The following is a 20,275-nucleotide window of genomic DNA, read 5'->3' on the forward strand; positions in this document are numbered from 1 at the left end:
CCACCTGAAAAACTATAAAACCGATGAACCCAAGGAGAGTCTCAATGCCCTATGTTCCCGTTGCAGAGCTCAAAGATTATGTCGGCAAGGAACTCGGACGTTCCGAATGGCTCACCATCGATCAGGAGCGCATCAACCTGTTCGCCGAAGCCACCGGGGATTATCAGTTCATCCATGTCGATCCGGTCAAAGCCGCGCAAACGCCATTTGGCAGCACCATTGCCCACGGTTTCCTGTCGCTGTCGCTGATCCCCAAACTGATGGAAGACATCCTCGTGCTGCCGCAAGGCCTGAAGATGGTGGTCAACTACGGTCTGGACAGTGTGCGTTTCATCCAGCCAGTGAAGGTCAATTCAAAAGTTCGCCTGAAGGTCGATCTGGCCGAAGTGACCGAGAAGAAACCCGGTCAATGGCTGCTCAAGGCCACCGCCACGCTTGAGATAGAGGGCTCGGACAAACCGGCCTACATCGCCGAGCCGCTGTCGCTCTGCTTCGTTTGAGTCACCGGATGCGAAACAGCGCACGCTGTTTCGCATCAGCGCTGTTTTTACCGGCTGTATAAGGTCACATAGCTGCGGCATACTCGGTCGCCTAATTGCCCGGATCCCGCTATGCGCCCACTCGCTTCCCTTGCACCCCTTGCCCTGATCCTGATGCTCACCGCGTGCGGCGACGGCGAATCGCTGTTGCCTCCGGATGCGCGCCTGCCGGACGGCGGACGCTATCGCGGCGAACTGGTCAACGGCTTGCTGCAAGGCCAGGGCCGGGTCGACTATCCCAACGGCAGTTGGTACGCCGGGCAGTTCGACAAGGGCCAATGGCATGGCCAGGGTGAGTGGCACGGCAGTAACGGCGAGATCTATCGCGGCCAGTTCCAGCAGGGCCTGTTCGATGGTCAGGGCAGTCTGACCACCAACGCCAGCAGTTACACCGGCGGCTTCAGGCAGGGCCGGCGCGACGGCGAAGGTACCCTCAAGGAAAACGCCATGACCTACCGTGGCGAGTTCAAGGCCGACCAGTATTCCGGGCTGGGCCGCCTGGAAATGGACGACGGCAGCTCGTATCAGGGCCAGTTCGCCCACGGCAAACCCAACGGCGAAGGCCAACGCGGCGACGCCAGCGGCAACTCGTTCAGCGGCCATTTCGTCAACGGCCAGCTCGAAGGCAATGGCACCTTCAACAGTGCCGATGGCGACATCTATGTCGGTGGTTTCAAGAACAGCCAGTTGCACGGCAAGGGCCGCTATGAAAACGCCGATGGCGACGTGTGGCTCGGCCAGTTCAAGGAAGGCGCACTGACCGGCAAGGGTGAACTGATCGGCACCGACGGCAGCCATTACATCGGCTACTTCAATGACTGGCGCTTCAGCGGTCAGGGCCGTTTGAATCTGTCGGACGGCAGCTTCTACATTGGCGGTTTCGACAACGACAGCTACGCCGGACGCGGCACCCTGGTGCTGACCGATGGCACCGTACTCAGCGGCACCTGGATCAACAGCCAACGGGTGCGCGACGCCGACGGCAAGCTCCTGCCCGACATCCTCGAACTCGGTTTGCTGGCTCAGGGCCGCCTGCTCGATGACGCGCTGTCCGCCGTGCCCGCCTCGACGCCGGCGGTCGAGCTGTACACCCTGACCCTCGGTGGCGACGGCAAGCAAAGCGTGTTCCTGCGCGAATCCGACTACGTCGCCAACATGCTCACCACGCGTTTCGGTGCTTACGGCCAGATTCGTCTGGTCAACCACCGCGACCACCTCGGCGACCGGCCGATGGCCACCCGCGAAAACCTGCGCCGCGCCGCGCAGACCCTGGCCGAACGCAGTGGCCCGGAAGATCTGGTGTTCATCTACCTGACCAGCCACGGCACCGCCGAACACGAACTGGTGCTCGACCAGCCGCGCATGGAGCTGGCCGACCTGCCCGCCGATGAACTCGCCGCCGTGCTCGCACCGCTGAAAAATCGCGACAAGGTGATCGTGATTTCATCGTGCTATTCCGGTGGTTTCATCCCTGCTTTGAAAGATGAGCGCACACTGATCATGACCGCCTCGCGTGCCGATCGTGTGTCGTTCGGCTGCTCGGAAGAAGCCAACTTCACCTACTTCGGCGACGCCTTGTTCGCCCAGGCGCTGAACCAGACCGACGATCTGGAACAAGCCTTCAAACTGGCCAAGGCCACCGTTGCCGAGCGTGAACTGGCCGACAATTTCGAAGCCTCGGAACCACAGATCTGGGCACCCAAGACTGTGCTGTCGCACTGGCAACTGCTGCGCAAACAGCAAGCAAGAAAAGCTTTGCAAAGCGCTGCATTGAACGACGGAGCGACAAACAGCAACTAAGCTGAACAGTATCAAGGGAGAGACACAATGTACTTGACGCCTCAGCACGTATTGCTTGCCGGAGCCACCGGATTGACCGGTGAACACCTGCTCGACCGCTTGCTCAACGAGCCGACGATCACCCGCGTGCTCGCCCCGTCGCGCCGGCCACTGGCTGAACATCCGCACCTGGAAAACCCGGTCGGCGACCCACAGGCCTTTCTGCCGCAGCTCAGCGGTCGCGTCGATATCGCCTACTGCTGCCTCGGTACCACCATCAAGCAGGCAGGCTCGGAAGCGGCATTTCGCGCGGTGGATCTGGACATGGTGGTGGCGTTCGCCAAGCGCGCCCGGGAAATGGGCGCACGGCATCTGATCGTGATCAGTGCGCTGGGCGCCGATCCGAAGTCATCGATTTTCTACAACCGGGTCAAAGGCGAAATGGAACAAGCGCTGCGTGCCCAGAACTGGCCGCAACTGACCATTTGCCGGCCGTCGCTGCTCTTGGGTGAGCGCACCGAACCGCGCCTGGGCGAACAACTGGCCGCGCCGTTCTCCAAACTGATCCCCGGCAAATACCGCGGCATCGAAGCCTGCCAACTGGCCCGGGCGATGTGGCGCCTGGCGCTTGAGGAGCAGGATGGGGTGCGGATTGTCGAGTCGGATGAGCTGCGCAAACTCGGCAAGTAATCAATGCAATCGCCAGCAAGCTGACGATGGAGTGCGCAGCACTCCCAGAATCAAAAGATCGCAGCCTTCGGCAGCTCCTACACGGGATTTATGTTCACCCTGTAGGAGCTGCCGAAGGCTGCGATCTTTTGCTTTTACAATCCGCCAGTCGCCTGAAACCCCACGCCGATCACGGTGAGCAACGACAACGGCAACAACAGCGTATCGAGCAAGGCACTCGCCGGCAGGTCCACCCCCGGATAGCTCGGCGCTTCAGCCCCGAAACGGTCCATTGCACAACACCCGCCGTTCATCGCATACAAATCCAGCCGCGTCCCGGAATACACCACCGGTGCGCCCGGCTTAGCCGCATCCAGCGTACGCACGGTGGCGCAGCCGGCCAGTTGCAGCGCCAGCACAATCGTCAGCAGCTTATTCATCGCTGCTCAGATGATGCTCGCCCCAACGCGGCAGCATGTCCTGAGGAATGCCCAGCAAATTGAGAATCCGCGCCACGACGAAATCGATCAGGTCATCAATGGTCTGCGGCTGGTGATAGAAGCCCGGCGAGGCCGGCAGGATGGTCACGCCCATGTTCGACAGCTTGAGCATGTGCTCCAGATGAATGCTCGAATACGGCGCCTCGCGCGGCACCAGAATCAACTGGCGACGCTCCTTCAGCGTCACGTCCGCCGCCCGCTCGATCAGGTTGTTGCAGGCGCCCGTGGCAATCGCCGACAAGGTGCCGGTGGAGCATGGCACCACAACCATCGCTGACGGCGCGCCGGAACCCGAGGCTACCGGCGACATCCAGTCTTCCTTGCCATACACGCGGATCTGCCCGGAGGCCGCCCCGGTGTACTCGGTCAGGAACGCCTGCATCATCTGCGGTTTGGCCGGCAGCGAGACGTCGGTCTCGGTGGCCATCACCAGTTGCGCAGCTTTGGAGATCAGGAAGTGCACTTCGCGATCTTCGCGCACCAGGCAATCGAGCAGGCGCAAACCGTACTGCGCGCCGGAAGCACCGGTCATCGCCAGCGTGATGCGTTCCGGGCCGCCGTCCTGGGAAAGAGTGTTCATTTAAGCGCCTCGGCGAGTTTGCCGTGCAGGCCGCCGAAGCCGCCGTTGCTCATGATCACCACATGAGTGCCGGGCTGGGCCTGGCTCTTCACGCGCTCGATGATGCCTTCGAGCGAATCGCTGACGATCGACGGCACGGTGCACAACGCGGCGGTGGCACCCAGATCCCAGCCGAGGTTGGCCGGGGCGTACCAGATCACCTGATCGGCATCGACCACGCTGTCGGGCAAACCGTCACGGTGCGCGCCGAGCTTCATCGAGTTGGAACGCGGTTCGATGATCGCGATCAGCGGTGCGTCGCCGATGCGTTTGCGCAGACCGTCGAGAGTAGTGGCGATCGCGGTCGGGTGGTGGGCGAAGTCGTCATAGATGGTGATGCCGCGCACTTCGGCGACTTTCTCCATCCGGCGTTTGACGTTCTTGAACGCGCTCAACCCGGCGATGCCCATCGATGGCACCACACCGACATGCCGCGCCGCCGCCAAAGCAGCCAAGGCGTTGGCGACGTTGTGCTGCCCGGTCAACTCCCATTCGACGGTGCCTTGGGACACGCCCTCGAACATCACCTCGAACGCCGAACCGTCATCCTTGAGCAACTTGACCTGCCACTGACCACCGGCACCGGTGGTTTGCACCGGGGTCCAGCAGCCCATTTCGATCACGCGCTGCAAGGCAGGCTCGGTGGTCGGATGAATCACCAGACCTTCACTCGGAATGGTGCGCACCAAATGGTGAAACTGTCGCTCGATGGCCGGCAGATCGGGGAAGATGTCCGCGTGATCGAACTCAAGGTTGTTGAGGATCGCGGTGCGCGGGCGGTAGTGGACGAACTTCGAACGCTTGTCGAAGAACGCGCTGTCGTATTCGTCAGCCTCAATCACGAAGAACGGCGTACCGCCCAGGCACGCGGACACCGAGAAATTCTGCGGCACGCCACCGATCAGGAACCCCGGGCTCATGCCGGCATGTTCCAGCACCCAGGCGAGCATGCTGCTGGTGGTGGTCTTGCCGTGTGTACCGGCGACCGCCAGCACCCAGCGACCTTGCAACACGTGATCGGCCAGCCACTGCGGACCGGAGACGTACGGCAGGCCCTTGTTCAGCACATATTCCACCGCCGGGTTGCCGCGGGACATGGCGTTGCCGATCACCACCAGATCCGGCGCCGGATCGAGCTGGGCCGGGTCGTAGCCTTGGGTCAGTTGAATGCCCTGGGCCTCAAGCTGCGTGCTCATCGGCGGATAGACGTTGGCGTCGGAACCGGTCACGTGATGGCCCAACTCTTTGGCCAGAACCGCCATCGAGCCCATGAAAGTCCCGCAGATACCCAGAATATGAATGTGCATAGTCGACCTCGTAAAACATGGCCGCAGGTTAGCGTAGGGAGGGGAAAATCGCACTCTTTAGCTGACACCATCACCCACCACCACGATCACTACCCCACCTGTAGGAGCTGACGAGTGCAACGAGGCTGCGATCTTTTGATCCTATAAAGAACAAGATCAAAAGATCGCAGCCTTCGGCAGCTCCTACAGGGGGATTTATCCGGTTCGGGCGATGCCGTGTTTGCGCAGCTTTCTGTAGAGGGTGTTGCGGCTCACGCCCAGTTGCTCGGCGGTGTGAGTCATGTGCCAGCGCGTGCGTTCAAGAGTATTGAGCAACGCCAATCGTTCGGCATCCTCGAGAGGTTGCTCGCAGGGAATGGATTCCACCGCTGGCGGCCGCACCTGACGAATCATCGCTGGCAGATCCTCCAGCCCGATCCGCCCGTCATCGCACAACGCCGCCAGCGTACGCAGGACATTGCGCAACTGCCGCACGTTGCCCGGCCAACTGAAGGCCAGCAACGCCTGGCGCGCCGGTTCGTCGATGACGATCACCTCCCCGCCCGCCTCTTCGGCCAGCAGGAAATCCAGCAACTGCGATTTGTCACTGCGCTCGCGCAACGCCGGTAGCGCGACTTCGAGACCGTTGAGCCGGTAATACAGATCTTCGCGGAAGCTGCCGTCTTCGACCCGCTCCAGCAGATTGCGGTGCGTGGCGCTGATGATCCGCACGTTGACCGCCTCCGGCTCGCCGCCGATCGGCACCACTTGTCGGTCTTCCAGCACCCGCAACAAACGGGTCTGCAGCGCCAGCGGCATGTCACCGATTTCATCGAGGAACAAGGTGCCGCCATCGGCCTGCTGCAACTTGCCGCGCATGCCGTCCTTGCGCGCGCCGGTGAAACTGCCGCCGCGATAACCGAACAGTTCGCTCTCGATCAGGCTCTCGGGAATCGCCGCGCAGTTGAGGGCGACGAAGGCTTTGTTGGCGCGCTGGCTGGCGTGATGCACAGCCTTGGCGAAGGCTTCCTTACCGGAGCCGGTCTCGCCGTTGATCAGCAGCGGCACGTCGCGCTCGAACACACGCAACGCCTTGCGAAAATCCGCTTGCAGCGCCGCGTCACCGAGGCAAATGCCCGCCAATGGTTGCGCCCGAGCCACAACCGGGGCCGGCGTAATCGGCAGCGGTTTGCGCGATTCACCACGCAGCAAGGCAAACAGATGCCGCCCGTCGCGGGTGCGCAACGGCCAACTGGCGCTGGCATTGGCGCTGGCGCGGCCGAGCAGTTCGTCCAGCGAGCAATCGAAAAACGCTTCCACCGGTTTGCCCAGCAAGCCACCGCGAATATGCCCCAGCAGGTTCAGCGCACTCTGGTTGACCGCGCTGATCCGCCCTTCTCCGTCAAACGCCAGCAGCCCTTCGCTGAACAGGCCGACGGATTCGGCCTGCAAGTGAAAACGCAGCAACCACTGGTTATCGAAGCAACGCAGGAAATAGCAGCTCTCGATCATCTTCGCCGACAGGTTGACCAGCGCCATGGTGTGGAACTGGCTCTGCCGCGAGACATCGTGGCGCGCCGAGGACACGTCGAGCACCGCGAGCAATTCGCCGTGCGGGTCGAACACCGGACTCGCCGAGCAGGTCAGGCCGGTGTGACGGCCGCGAAAGTGTTCGTCCTGGTGAATGGTCAGCGCCTGGCGCTCGACCAGGCAGGTGCCGATGCCATTGGTGCCTTCGCAGGCTTCGCTCCAGTCGGCGCCGAGCCAGAGGCCGGCACGTTCGAAAATCTTGCGTTCGGCTGGTGCGGTGACGCAGTTGAGAATCACCCCGCGCGCGTCAGTCAGCAGCACCGCGTGGCCGGCGCCGGACAGTTGTTGATGCAGGCTGCTCATTTCATTGCCGGCAATCTGCAACACCTGTTGCAGGCGCTCGCGGCTTTCGAGGACGCGCCCGTGTTCGAGCACGGTGGGCGCCATGGCAAGCGCCGGGTCGAGGTGATAGTCCTCAAGACAACGCAGCCACGAACGGGCAATCGACGGATCGGCACCGGGCCCGTGCAGGTGCGGCTTGCCCTGGGTCACGGTGAGCACCTGTTGGGCATGGCGACTCAAATGGTTGTCGTGCATTTCTTATTATTCTCCCCGAAAGGTCGACGCAAACCTCGTGTAGGAGCTGCCGCAGGCTGCGATCTTTTGATCTTGATCTGCAAGAAAGCAAAATCAAAAGATCGCAGCCTGCGGCAGCTCCTACAGGGTTTCTGTTGGCTGAGGATCCTCCAGGCCGGCCGGCATTGCAATGCTGGCAAGACCGGCCGGTCACAGGCTGTGCCAAAAGCGGTACAAACTGTCACCCCCTCTGTACCGAAACCATCACAGGCATCACCCGCCCGTCCGACAAAAAATCCGCAAGGCCTTGATTTGCCTGACCTGCACGGCAGTGGCCCGACCTTTGCTCTACGCTTATAGCAAGCGCACTTGCGCGTTTCTCTAATAAGTACAAAGCCAAGGAGAACATCATCATGCGTTACGCTCACCCCGGTACTGAAGGCGCCAAAGTCTCGTTCAAGAGCAAGTACGGTAACTACATCGGCGGCGAGTTCGTCGCGCCTGTCAAAGGTCAGTACTTCACCAATACCTCGCCAGTGAATGGCCAACCGATTGCCGAATTCCCCCGTTCCACTGCCGAAGACATCGACAAGGCACTGGACGCCGCCCACGCCGCCGCCGACGCGTGGGGCGCGACCTCTGTGCAGGCGCGCTCGCTGATCCTGCTGAAAATCGCCGACCGCATCGAAGAAAACCTCGAACTGCTGGCGATCACCGAAACCTGGGACAACGGCAAAGCCATCCGCGAAACCCTCAACGCCGACATCCCGCTGGCCGCCGACCATTTCCGCTACTTCGCCGGCTGCCTGCGCGCCCAGGAAGGCAGCGCTGCCGAAATCGACGGCAACACCGTGGCCTATCACATCCATGAACCACTGGGCGTGGTCGGTCAGATCATCCCGTGGAACTTCCCGCTGCTGATGGCCGCGTGGAAACTCGCCCCGGCGCTGGCTGCCGGCAACTGCGTGGTGCTCAAACCTGCCGAGCAAACCCCGCTGGGCATCTGCGTCCTGATGGAGCTGATCGGTGATCTGCTGCCACCGGGCGTGCTCAACGTGGTGCAGGGCTTCGGCAAAGAAGCCGGCGAAGCGCTGGCCACCAGCAAACGCATCGCCAAGATCGCTTTCACCGGCTCGACCCCGGTCGGCTCGCACATCATGAAATGCGCGGCCGAGAACATCATTCCGTCCACCGTGGAGCTGGGCGGCAAGTCGCCGAACATCTTCTTCGAAGACATCATGCAGGCCGAACCGAGCTTCATCGAGAAAGCGGCCGAAGGTCTCGTGCTGGCGTTCTTCAACCAGGGCGAAGTGTGCACCTGCCCGTCCCGCGCACTGGTGCAGGAGTCGATCTACGACGAATTCATGCAAGCGGTGATGAAGAAAGTCAGCCAGATCAAACGCGGCGATCCGCTAGACACCGACACCATGGTCGGCGCCCAGGCGTCCGAGCAGCAGTTCGACAAGATCCTGTCGTACCTGGAAATCGCCAAGGGCGAAGGTGCCGAACTGCTGACCGGCGGCAAGGTGGAAAAACTCGAGGGCAGTCTGGCGACCGGCTATTACATCCAGCCGACCCTGCTCAAGGGCACCAACAAAATGCGCGTGTTCCAGGAAGAAATCTTCGGCCCGGTGGTGAGCATCACCACCTTCAAGGACGAAGCCGAAGCCCTGGCGATTGCCAACGACACCGAGTTCGGTCTCGGTGCCGGCCTGTGGACCCGCGACATCAACCGCGCCTACCGCATGGGTCGCGCGATCAAGGCCGGTCGCGTGTGGACCAACTGCTACCACCTGTACCCGGCGCATGCCGCGTTCGGCGGGTACAAGAAGTCCGGCGTCGGCCGTGAAACCCACAAGATGATGCTCGACCACTATCAGCAAACCAAAAACCTGCTGGTGAGCTACGACATCAATCCGTTGGGCTTCTTCTAAAACCCTGGGGCGACACTGATGTTTCGGTGTTGCCCTATCGACCGCTATCGCGAGCAGGCTCGCTCCTGCAATTGCACCGCATCCCTCCTGTAGGAGTGAGCCTGCTCGCGATTGGCGTCCTCAATGACACAACACAAGGCCTGGCCGCGCTGGCACGGCCCTTGCGTACCCGTCATTCAGGTTTGCGCGAAAACTGCCGCTGCGTGAACAGCATCCATCCACCCAACCACTGCACCCGAAAGTCCAACAGATCGAACAATAAAAAACAGAGAGGACTTATGACTTCCACCACACAGCTCAAACCCACACTCGGCACCCTGCACCTCTGGGGCATTGCCGTCGGCCTGGTGATTTCCGGCGAATACTTCGGCTGGAGTTACGGCTGGGGCACGGCGGGTACCCTCGGCTTTCTGGTCACGGCGCTGATGGTCGCGACCATGTACACCTGTTTCATCTTCAGCTTTACCGAACTGACCACCGCGATTCCCCACGCGGGCGGGCCGTTTGCCTACAGCCGTCGGGCGTTCGGCGAGAAAGGCGGGTTGATCGCCGGCATCGCCACCCTGATCGAATTCGTTTTCGCCCCACCGGCCATCGCCATGGCGATCGGCGCCTACCTCAACGTGCAGTACCCGGAGCTTGATCCGAAGGTGGCAGCGGTCGGCGCGTACTTCGTGTTCATGACCCTGAACATCCTCGGCGTCAGCATTGCTGCGACCTTTGAGTTGGTGGTCACCGTGCTGGCGGTCGCCGAGCTGCTGGTGTTCATGGGCGTGGTCGCACCGGGCTTCAGCTTCAGCAATTTCGTGCTCAATGGCTGGTCGGGTTCCAACGAGTTCACCCTGGGTTCGATCCCCGGAATCTTTGCGGCGATCCCGTTCGCGATCTGGTTCTTCCTCGCCATCGAAGGCGCGGCCATGGCGGCCGAAGAAGCCAAGGACCCGAAACGCACGATTCCCAAGGCTTACGTCAGCGGCATCCTGACCCTGGTGTTCCTCGCCATCGGCGTGATGGTGATGGCCGGCGGCGTCGGCGACTGGCGCCAACTGTCGAACATCAACGATCCGCTGCCGCAGGCCATGAAAGCGGTGGTCGGCAACAACTCATCATGGATGCACATGCTGGTGTGGATCGGCCTGTTCGGCCTGGTGGCGAGTTTCCACGGGATCATCCTCGGCTATTCGCGCCAATTCTTCGCCCTCGCCCGCGCCGGTTATCTGCCGAAGAGCCTGGCCAAGTTGTCGCGTTTCCAGACCCCGCATCGGGCGATTCTGGCCGGTGGCGTGATCGGCATCGCGGCGATCTACAGCGATGGTCTGGTCAATCTTCAGGGCATGACCCTGACCGCCGCGATGATCACCATGTCGGTGTTCGGCGCGATCGTGATGTACATCATCAGCATGCTCAGCCTGTTCAAACTGCGCAAAACCGAACCGAACCTGGAACGCACCTTCCGCGCCCCGGGCTACCCGGTGGTGCCGGCAATTGCGCTGTTCCTGGCGGTGGTGTGCCTGGTGGCGATGGCGTGGTTCAACACGCTGATCGGTTGTGTGTTCCTGGGCTTCATGGCCGCTGGCTATCTGTACTTCCAGCTGACCGCCAAGCAACGCGCCGAAGCCCCGGCAGACGCTATGCTCGAAGGTATCTAGTTGCACCGGCACCGGGCCTTTCGCCCGGTGCCCGCTATATAGAAGTGCACGCTGCCTCCTGTAGGAGCTGCCGAAGGCTGCGATCTTTTGATCCTGCATTTTCAAGATCAAGATCAAAAGATCGCAGCCTTCGGCAGCTCCTGCGAGGATGTATCAATTATTGGAGGACACCGCCCCATGGCCGCATTTGCCCATTCCGTCGGCGCCCAGACCTACCGCTTCGACAGCCTCAAGGACGTCATGGCCAAGGCCAGCCCGGCGCGCTCCGGGGACTTCCTGGCCGGCGTCGCCGCGCTCAATGACGGCGAGCGCGTGGCCGCACAAATGGCGCTGGCCGACATCCCGCTCACGCATTTCTTGCAGGAAGCGCTGATTCCCTACGAAGCCGATGAAGTCACCCGACTGATCATCGACACCCATGACAAACAAGCCTTTGCCGTGGTCAGCCACCTCACTGTCGGCGGTTTTCGCGACTGGCTGCTCAGTGATGCGGCCGACGAAACCAGCCTGCGCGCGCTCGCCCCCGGCCTGACCCCGGAAATGGTCGCCGCCGTGTCGAAGATCATGCGCGTGCAGGATCTGGTGCTGGTGGCGCAGAAGATCCGCGTGGTCACCAAATTTCGCGGCACCCTTGGCCTGCGCGGACGCCTGTCGACCCGCCTGCAACCGAATCACCCCACCGACGAGCCATCCGGCATCGCCGCGAGCATTCTCGACGGACTGCTGTACGGCAACGGCGACGCGATGATCGGCATCAACCCGGCCACCGACAGCATTGCCTCGATCTGCGCGATGCTGGAAATGCTCGACGCGATCATTCAGCGCTACGACATCCCGACCCAGGCCTGCGTGCTGACCCACGTCACCACCTCGATCGAGGCAATCAACCGCGGCGTGCCGCTGGATCTGGTGTTTCAGTCGATTGCCGGCACCGAAGCGGCCAACGCCAGTTTCGGCATCAACCTGAATGTCTTGCAGGAAGGTTATGACGCAGGGCTGAGCCTCAAACGCGGCACCCTCGGGCAGAATTTGATGTATTTCGAGACGGGTCAGGGCAGCGCGCTGTCGGCCAACGCGCATCACGGTGTCGACCAGCAGACCTGCGAAACCCGGGCCTACGCCGTGGCGCGGCATTTCAAGCCGTTCCTGGTGAACACCGTGGTCGGTTTCATCGGCCCGGAATATTTATACAACGGCAAACAGATCATCCGCGCCGGCCTCGAAGACCATTTCTGCGGCAAGTTGCTCGGCGTGCCGATGGGTTGCGACATCTGTTACACCAACCATGCCGAAGCCGACCAGGATGACATGGACACCCTGCTGACGTTGCTCGGTGTAGCCGGGATCAACTTCATCATGGGCATCCCCGGCTCCGACGACATCATGCTCAATTACCAGACCACCTCGTTCCACGACGCGCTCTATGCGCGCCAGACCCTGGGCCTGAAACCGGGGCCGGAGTTCGAGCAATGGCTGGCGAACATGGGCATCTTCACCCAGGCGGACGGCAAGGTTCGCTTTGGCAACAACCTGCCGCCGGCCTTCCGCCAGGCGTTGGCGCAACTGGGATGAATGTTATGGAAAAACCGCCTGTCGATCCGCAAAACCCGTGGCTGGAGCTGCGCCGCCTGACGCCGGCGCGCATCGCCCTCGGCCGCACCGGCACCAGCCTGCCGACCCGCGCCCAACTGGATTTCCAGTTCGCCCACGCCCAGGCACGGGACGCGGTGCATCTGCCGTTCGATCATGCCGGGCTGAGCGCGCAACTGAGCGAACGCGGGCGCCAGAGCCTGTTGCTGCATAGCGCGGCGACGGATCGCAACAGCTACCTGCAACGGCCGGATCTGGGGCGCAAGCTCAGCGAAGACTCCGCGAAAATCCTTCGGGATTACGCAACAGCACATCCGGGCGGCGTCGATCTGGCGATTGTGGTGGCGGACGGTCTGTCGGCGCTGGCGGTGCATCGGCATACCTTGCCGTTTCTGACCCGTCTGGAGGAGCAGATGAGCGCCGACGGCTGGTCGCTTGCCCCCGTGGTACTGGTGGAACAGGGGCGGGTCGCCGTCGGTGACGAAATCGGCCAGTTGCTTGGCGCAAAAATGGTGGTGATGCTGATCGGAGAGCGTCCGGGCCTCAGCTCGCCCGACAGCCTGGGTTTATATTTCACCTACAATCCAAAGGTCGGACTGACCGATGCCTACCGCAATTGCATTTCCAACGTACGGCTTGAGGGCTTGAGTTACGGCATGGCGGCGCATCGCTTGCTGTATCTGATGCGCGAAGCCTGCCGGCGGCAGTTGTCGGGGGTCAATCTGAAGGACGAAGCACAGGTTCAGACGCTGGAGTCGGACGCAGGTGCGGACATGAAGGGAAACTTCCTACTCGATCCGCCCACAACCTGAACCGTTTCCGCATTGCGTTTCTGCGCTGCTTTCAGGCAGGATCGATGCACGGCCGCCAGGGTTTCCCATCGCCGTCAGAGCAGTTGAAGACAGCCACTTGAAGACGAGACCTATCATGCGGATTATTCAAGCGACCCTCGAACACCTGGATTTGCTGACCCCGTTGTTCGTCAAATATCGCGAGTTCTACGGTTCCCTGCCTTACCCGGATTCCTCCCGCGCGTTTCTCGAAAAACGCCTGCGACGCAAGGAATCGGTGATTTATCTGGCCCTGCCCGACGATGACGACAAGAAGCTGATGGGCTTCTGCCAGCTGTACCCAAGCTTTTCCTCGCTGTCGCTCAAACGCGTGTGGATCCTCAACGACATCTATGTCGCCGAAGACGCCCGCCGCCAGCTGGTGGCTGACAACCTGATCCGCACCGCAAAGAAAATGGCCAAGGAAACCCAGGCCGTGCGCATGCGCGTCTCCACCAGCAGCAACAACGAAGTGGCGCAGAAAACCTACGAATCCATCGGCTTCAGGGAAGACACCGAGTTCAAGAACTACGTGTTGCCGATCAGCGACGAGCTCTGAACCCAAAGATCGCAGCCTTCGGCAGCTCCTACATCGGAATGCGTTGCCCTGTAGGAGCTGCCGAAGGCTGCGATCTTTTTGCTTTTGCTTGGCGCTCGACCGAGTGTTGCCTCCCTCATCAAGCTCAACGCCCGCCTGACAAATACTCACACCCCGACATTCCCCGCTACAAAACCAACGCGCTTTTCACCTCTCAGACCGTATAATCCCGAGCTTTCCGGCTTGTAAGAAAAACTACACCCAGCTGTAGGCTTACACTCGAATCATCCGCACAGGCCTGCCGAGTCGGGCCGTCACCACAGGTGCCCCCATGGATTTCAACCCGCTCGACCTTATCCTGCATCTCGACGTGTACCTCGATTTGCTGGTGACCAACTACGGGCCGTGGATCTACGCGATTCTGTTCGCTGTCATCTTCTGTGAAACCGGGCTGGTGGTGATGCCGTTCCTGCCGGGCGATTCGCTGTTGTTCATTGCCGGTGCCGTGGCGGCGGGCGGTGGCATGGATCCGGTGCTGTTGGCCGGTCTGTTGATGCTCGCGGCCATCCTCGGCGACAGCACCAACTATGTGATTGGTCGAACGGCGGGCGAAAAACTCTTCAGCAATCCGAACTCGAAAATCTTCCGTCGCGACTACCTGCAAAAAACTCACGATTTCTACGACAAGCACGGCGGCAAAACCGTGACCCTGGCGCGTTTCCTGCCGATCATCCGCACGTTTGCACCGTTCGTCGCCGGCGTCGGGAAGATGCCGTACCCGCGTTTCTTCGCGTTTAGCGTGTTCGGCACCGTCCTGTGGGTTGGCGGTCTGGTGACGTTGGGGTACTTCTTTGGCAACGTGCCATTCATCAAGAAGAACCTGTCGCTGCTGGTCGTCGGCATCATCCTGCTGTCGCTGGTGCCGATGATCATCGGCGTGGTGCGCAGCCGTTTTGGCGGCGCCAAAGCCGAAACCCACTGAGCCGATGTGGTCACTGAGCGCCTGGCGTCGCCGGCGCATCCTGGCCAGGCACCCGATTGCCGACGAACTGTGGCAACGGGTGCGCCACCATCTGAGTTTCCTTGACGGCATCAGCGTCGCCGAAGACCTGTGGCTGCGTGAAGCCTGTGTGCTGTTTCTCGATGACAAACACCTGACCGCCCTGCCCGGCGTCGAACTGCACCAGGAACAACGCCTGCTGCTCGCCGCGCAGGCCCAGTTGCCGCTGCTCAATCTGGGCGACTTGAACTGGTATCAGGGCTTTCACGAAATCATCCTCTACCCTGACGACTTCCTCAGCCCGCAACGCCATCGCGATGCCAGCGGGGTCGAGCACGAATGGGACGGCGAACACAGCGGCGAAGCCTGGCAACAGGGGCCGATCATCCTCGCCTGGCCGGGGGTGATGGCCAGTGGTGGCTGGGAAGGCTACAACCTGGTGATCCACGAACTGGCACACAAGCTCGACATGCTCAACGGCGACGCCAACGGCCTGCCACCGCTGCACGCCGACATGCGCGTCAGCGACTGGGCCGCGGTCATGCAACACGCCTACGACGACCTCAACCGCCAGCTCGACCGCGATCCCGACGTCGAAACCGCCATCGACCCGTACGCCGCCGAAAACCCGGCCGAGTTCTTCGCGGTCACCAGCGAATACTTCTTCAGTGCCCCGGATCTGCTGCACGAGGCTTATCCACAGGTCTACTTGCAACTGAAGCTTTTCTACCGGCAGGATCCGTTGGGCAGGCTGCGGCAACTTCAGGCCACAGACCCGGTCTATCAGGCGCAGGAGTAAGCGCTGCACGACTTCTGGTACGTGGCGTCGGCGTAGGAATGTGCCTATAATCGCCGCCACTTTTTGGTCAATCCGGCCAAGTGTTTTTGGTCAACTACGGGGGCAACGCCCAATGAGCTACAGCAAGATTCCGGCTGGCAAAGACCTGCCGAACGACATCTACGTCGCGATCGAGATCCCGGCCAACCACGCGCCGATCAAATACGAAATCGACAAAGACAGCGATTGCCTGTTCGTTGACCGTTTCATGGCCACCCCAATGTTCTACCCGGCCAACTACGGTTACATCCCGAACACTCTGGCTGACGACGGTGATCCCCTCGACGTGCTGGTTGTGACCCCTTACCCGGTTGCTCCAGGCTCGGTGATCCGCGCGCGTCCAGTCGGCATCCTGAACATGACCGACGACGGCGGCGGCGATGCCAAAGTCATCGCAGTCCCACACGACAAGCTGTCCCAGCTGTACGTCGACGTGAAGGAATACACCGACCTGCCGCCACTGCTGATTCAGCAGATCGAGCACTTCTTCGCGAACTACAAAGATCTCGAAAAAGGCAAGTGGGTCAAGATCGAAGGCTGGGCTGGCGCTGACGCCGCTCGCGACGCGATCACCAAGTCGGTTGCTGCCTACAAGGGCTAAGCTGCACGACCTGCGATACGCTTGAAAAAACCCGGTTGATCCGGGTTTTTTTTCGCCCCGGAAAAGCGGCTTAAACAGCGTGTTTACGACGGACTACAGAAAAGTTTGAAGGTGTGTAATTTCCCACAAGCACGTCTTACATCCAGTCGCAAAATACAGCCGTTTTTTGAACACCCAGTTTATTCAAACCGCTCTAGCGCGCCCGTAGACTCCGTGTTTATGAGAAAGAACACTAGCGGTCCAAGATTCAAGGCACTCCTGGAAGCAGCGAACATCACCACCACCGGATTCGCAAAGTTCTGGGGCACGGAAGCCCAAAACATTCATAACTGGTACACCCGGGGTGTCCCGGCGTATCGCATGGAGGAAGTCTCGCGCCTGCTGTCGGTCAACAGCGACTGGCTGAAAACCGGCGAAGGCACCAAAGAGTCACCCCGCCTGCAAACCCCTGCCAGCAACGGCGACACCTTCGACGCCCAGGCCATCCGTGGCGTCTACACGGTCATCGATCCCAACGACATCGAACTGCCGTTCTTCAAGGAAACACCGCTCACCACCGGCGCCGGCAAAACCCACGTCATCCTCGACCCCGAGCACACCATCCGCCTGCCCCGCGCCCACCTCGACCAACTGGAAATCCGCCACACCGACGCCATCTGCGCGCACATGATCGGCAACAGCATGGGCGAACGCATCGAAGACGGTTCCATCGTCGGCATCGACCGCGGCCTGACCCAAGTGGTCGACGGCGAAATCTACGCCATCGAACACGACGGCATGCTGCGCATCAAATACCTGCACCGCATGCCCGGCAACGCCCTGCGCCTGCGCAGCCACAACAGCGCCGAACACCCGGACGAAATCTTCCGCGCGGCGCAGATCGATGAGCAGCGAATACATATTCTGGGCTGGGTATTCTGGTGGTCTACCCTGGGCAAACGCCGACCGGTGGTTCCGTTTCTTTGACCCCCTCCCGAGCCGCGCCCTCCCCTGTAGGAGTGAGCCTGCTTGCGATGAGGCCCTCATAATCGGTACAAATCTCGAATTTGTTCGACTGAGATCGCTCTAAACCGCACTTCAGGCTGGGAATCCCCAACAAAACTCAGTATCCTGCGCCCCACATTTGCGCATCGACCCGCTCTCGCGGCTCAGATGACGCCTGACGCGGCAGACCAACATCTGACCAAGTCCCACAGCCGGACGCAGATCCGGGTGTACGTTTTGAAGGCTGACGCGGTTTACCAAAAATAAACCAAGCCAGTCCCCGAGAAGCCGGCCACAAGCCGGCTTTTTAATGCCCGCAGAAAACCAGGCCAGATGCTTCTGACGATCAAAATCTGCTGGCGTACCCCCCCGATCCGTCGCATCGATAAATTAACGCGAAGTACAACCAGCATGGGTTTGTTACTTGGCTGACCGCGCTGAAACGAATCAGGCAAATCCCCATCGCGGGTCAACTTTTAAAAAGTCACCGCCCATCCAGATTGCCCGCAAACAAGAATAAGTCCTGTGAATAACCGAAACTAAAAACACTCAATATTTATAAACCCTCTTAGCCATTAGTCGAATACTGGCCCGTTGACACCAGCGATTATAGTACCCACCACAAAAGCCAATCCGACCACCAGTTAGTTTTGGAACTAAAATGTCTTTGAGCCAATACCCGCTGGGTACGATACCAATAGATGAGAAACTACTGCAATTACTCCACGCCATAGACAGTGCGCGCATCGCTTGGAAAACTACAGTCAATCAAATAAATGCAGCATGTGATGACGTGTGGCTAGCTCGAATGTGGGAAGTGGAAAAGCTCGAAGGCCACTACAGAGCCTGTCAGGATCAACTGTTTTTTTACCTGAAGCAGCTGGTTCACATCTAATCGTTACAGCAGCTGATTCCGCAGGAAAGTCCGCGAATCCGGGCTATCCAGATCACGACAACTCTGCCTATTCGACTAAAGAATGAGGCATGTTGTTTTATCTTCCTTTGATGTCTTTGGCCAACCGCCGAAGAGCGCTCACAACTCAGGCGGGCTTTAAGCTGTAACCTTTCAGTTACCCGACATCATGTAGCAGCGACGCTGAATATTTTTCTGACCAACAGATTAAAAATTACTCGCCCCACAATTAATAGCAGCCGCAAAGTTAAAGATTCACGACTCAGGGTCGACATCAGAACACCAAGATCAATCTAAACCCATCATTACCTGGAGTCCTTATGTTCGGCTGGATCAGCGATATCCGTGTCAGCGCTAAACTTAGTCTGGGGTTTGGACTGGTATTAGGACTTACGTTGTTAATCGCAGCCTCCGGCTGGTATGCGGTTAACGCACTGACCGAGCGTGGCATCAAGATCGAAAAGATTGCTCAAGTCAGTAATTACACGAAAGACTTGCGAATCATTCGTTTACGCATAGGTGGCAATCCTCAACCGGATGCCTATCGCCCCTTGCAGCAAACGCTGGATAGCCTGCTGGCCCACCTGACCAGTATCAAAGGAGAATTCATCGTACCGGTAGATCACGAGCTGATTCAGCAACAGATCAGCGCAGCGACGGAATATGGACAACTGCTGCAAGAACTGGTCAGGCCCAACATTGATCAGGCCCCCATGTTCAAACGAATGGGGCAGTTGGGCGATCAGTTGCTCGACACCACGCAAAAACTCATTGATTCGCAAAACGCCAAGCGCGCGACCGATGCCGAGTCCGCCAAAACCCTGCTGAGCCTTGTAGCCGCCCTGGCTTTGCTGCTCGGCACACTGGCGGCATGGGTGATTACTCGACAGATCGTCACCCCGCTACGCGGCACACTTGAGGCGGTCAATCGCATTGCCGAAGGTGATTTAAGCCACCAGGTTCAGGTTGATCGGCGTGATGAGTTGGGCCTGTTGCAATCGGGTCTACACCGGATGACGCTCAACCTGCATGAACTGATCGACGGTATTCGGGCCGGTGTCATCCAGGTAGCAAGCGCTGCCGAACAGCTATCGGCCATTACCGAGCAAACGAATACAGGCGTGAACAATCAGAAAGTCGAGACTGATCACGTTGCCACTGCAATGAACGAAATGACCGCCACCGTGCAAAACGTCGCACGCAATGCCGAAGAGGCGTCGGCTGCCGCCACTGTCGCAGATCAGCAAGCCTGCGAGGGGGAGCAGATCGTCGGTGATGCCATCGCTCAGATCAAACGTCTGGCGGAAGAACTCAACCGCTCGGCAGAGGCTGTACGCCACCTTCAGGAACAAAGCGACAAAATTGGCGGTGTGCTGGATGTGATCAAGGCCGTAGCCCAGCAAACCAACTTGCTGGCGCTCAATGCCGCCATTGAAGCGGCTCGCGCAGGAGAGGCAGGTCGCGGTTTCGCAGTGGTTGCCGATGAGGTGCGTAATCTGGCCTTGCGCACCCAGCGCTCCACTGAAGAAATTGAAAATCTGGTCGCCGGTGTGCAAAGCGGCACTCACGCCGTCGCTTCAGGCATGGACAGCAGCCTGCTGCTGAGCGAAAGCAGCGTGGACTTTACCCATCGCGCCGTCAACGCCTTGGAAAACATCACCGCCAAGGTATCCATTATCCAGTCGATGAATCAGCAGATCGCCACCGCGGCGGATCAGCAAAGTGCCGTAACCGAGGAAATCAATCGCAGCGTAATCAACGTTCGCGACATTTCAGATCAGACGGCAAGTACCTGTGAAGAAACCGCGTCGTCGAGTATTGAACTGGCGCGGCTGGGGCATGAGCTGGAAGGTCTGGTTGGCCGTTTCAAAGTATGAGCCCTAGGCAGGCGCTGCCCGCT

17 protein-coding genes are annotated in these 20,275 nt (G+C 60.1%); 13 read left to right on the forward strand and 4 right to left on the reverse strand.

Annotation, left to right across the window (positions count from 1 at the left end; genetic code table 11):
- The first annotated feature begins 44 nt into the window (after positions 1-44).
- From NN484_RS12875 to NN484_RS12885, 3 genes are all read left to right on the forward strand, one after another.
- On the forward strand, positions 45-500 hold the full coding sequence (locus NN484_RS12875) for a MaoC family dehydratase (RefSeq protein ID WP_003228575.1): 456 nt from the start codon (positions 45-47) through the stop codon (positions 498-500).
- A 111-nt stretch (positions 501-611) separates the two neighbouring features.
- Positions 612-2,339: a C13 family peptidase gene (locus NN484_RS12880; protein ID WP_274659230.1), complete on the forward strand. Its 1,728-nt coding sequence runs from the start codon at positions 612-614 to the stop codon at positions 2,337-2,339.
- A gap of 27 nt (positions 2,340-2,366) precedes the next feature.
- Positions 2,367-3,008 carry an oxidoreductase gene (locus tag NN484_RS12885; RefSeq protein ID WP_127651212.1) on the forward strand — a complete coding sequence of 214 codons (642 nt, stop codon included), beginning with the start codon at positions 2,367-2,369 and terminating at the stop codon, positions 3,006-3,008.
- 134 nt (positions 3,009-3,142) lie between these two features.
- Here the strand turns inward: NN484_RS12885 and NN484_RS12890 are convergent, their stop codons facing one another.
- The 4 genes from NN484_RS12890 to NN484_RS12905 all read right to left on the reverse strand — a co-directional run bounded on the left by NN484_RS12890 (position 3,143) and on the right by NN484_RS12905 (position 7,519).
- Positions 3,143-3,427, reverse strand: a complete 285-nt coding sequence (locus NN484_RS12890) for a YceK/YidQ family lipoprotein (protein ID WP_127651213.1) — start codon at positions 3,425-3,427, stop codon at positions 3,143-3,145.
- Entirely contained in the window at positions 3,420-4,067 is a 648-nt protein-coding gene (gene ubiX / locus NN484_RS12895; protein ID WP_127651214.1) for a flavin prenyltransferase UbiX, read from the reverse strand. Before ubiX ends, NN484_RS12890 begins: the two co-directional genes overlap by 8 nt.
- The gene (mpl, locus tag NN484_RS12900) at positions 4,064-5,413 is read right to left on the reverse strand and encodes a UDP-N-acetylmuramate:L-alanyl-gamma-D-glutamyl-meso-diaminopimelate ligase (protein WP_274659231.1); all 1,350 of its coding nucleotides are present in this window, start codon (positions 5,411-5,413) and stop codon (positions 4,064-4,066) included. Before mpl ends, ubiX begins: the two co-directional genes overlap by 4 nt.
- 195 nt (positions 5,414-5,608) lie before the next feature.
- Positions 5,609-7,519: a sigma-54-dependent Fis family transcriptional regulator gene (locus NN484_RS12905; RefSeq protein WP_274659232.1), complete on the reverse strand. Its 1,911-nt coding sequence runs from the start codon at positions 7,517-7,519 to the stop codon at positions 5,609-5,611.
- 392 nt (positions 7,520-7,911) lie between these two features.
- Between NN484_RS12905 and exaC the strand changes: the two genes are divergently transcribed.
- The 10 genes from exaC (at position 7,912) to NN484_RS12955 (ending at position 20,252) form a co-directional block, all read left to right on the forward strand.
- Complete coding sequence (gene exaC, locus NN484_RS12910) at positions 7,912-9,432, forward strand: acetaldehyde dehydrogenase ExaC (RefSeq protein ID WP_123448265.1); 1,521 nt, start codon at positions 7,912-7,914, stop codon at positions 9,430-9,432.
- A 278-nt stretch (positions 9,433-9,710) separates the two neighbouring features.
- Entirely contained in the window at positions 9,711-11,081 is a 1,371-nt protein-coding gene (gene eat / locus NN484_RS12915; protein WP_127651217.1) for an ethanolamine permease, read from the forward strand.
- A gap of 177 nt (positions 11,082-11,258) precedes the next feature.
- Positions 11,259-12,653, forward strand: a complete 1,395-nt coding sequence (locus tag NN484_RS12920) for an ethanolamine ammonia-lyase subunit EutB (protein ID WP_274659233.1) — start codon at positions 11,259-11,261, stop codon at positions 12,651-12,653.
- A 5-nt stretch (positions 12,654-12,658) separates the two neighbouring features.
- Positions 12,659-13,483: an ethanolamine ammonia-lyase subunit EutC gene (eutC, locus tag NN484_RS12925; protein ID WP_274659234.1), complete on the forward strand. Its 825-nt coding sequence runs from the start codon at positions 12,659-12,661 to the stop codon at positions 13,481-13,483.
- Positions 13,484-13,598: 115 nt separating this feature from the next.
- Entirely contained in the window at positions 13,599-14,060 is a 462-nt protein-coding gene (locus NN484_RS12930; protein ID WP_127651220.1) for a GNAT family N-acetyltransferase, read from the forward strand.
- Positions 14,061-14,370: 310 nt separating this feature from the next.
- Complete coding sequence (locus tag NN484_RS12935; RefSeq protein WP_215502223.1) at positions 14,371-15,021, forward strand: DedA family protein; 651 nt, start codon at positions 14,371-14,373, stop codon at positions 15,019-15,021.
- A gap of 4 nt (positions 15,022-15,025) precedes the next feature.
- Positions 15,026-15,838, forward strand: a complete 813-nt coding sequence (locus NN484_RS12940) for a M90 family metallopeptidase (protein WP_274659235.1) — start codon at positions 15,026-15,028, stop codon at positions 15,836-15,838.
- A gap of 112 nt (positions 15,839-15,950) precedes the next feature.
- Entirely contained in the window at positions 15,951-16,478 is a 528-nt protein-coding gene (gene ppa, locus NN484_RS12945; RefSeq protein WP_008052339.1) for an inorganic diphosphatase, read from the forward strand.
- Between the two features lie 219 nt (positions 16,479-16,697).
- Positions 16,698-17,444, forward strand: coding sequence for a S24 family peptidase (locus NN484_RS12950; protein WP_127651222.1), 747 nt, complete (start codon positions 16,698-16,700; stop codon positions 17,442-17,444).
- A gap of 1,251 nt (positions 17,445-18,695) precedes the next feature.
- Positions 18,696-20,252, forward strand: coding sequence for a methyl-accepting chemotaxis protein (locus NN484_RS12955; RefSeq protein ID WP_127651223.1), 1,557 nt, complete (start codon positions 18,696-18,698; stop codon positions 20,250-20,252).
- The last annotated feature ends 23 nt before the right edge of the window (positions 20,253-20,275 follow it).

The sequence above is a fragment of the Pseudomonas serboccidentalis genome (assembly GCF_028830055.1).
GTDB lineage: Bacteria > Pseudomonadota > Gammaproteobacteria > Pseudomonadales > Pseudomonadaceae > Aquipseudomonas > Aquipseudomonas serboccidentalis.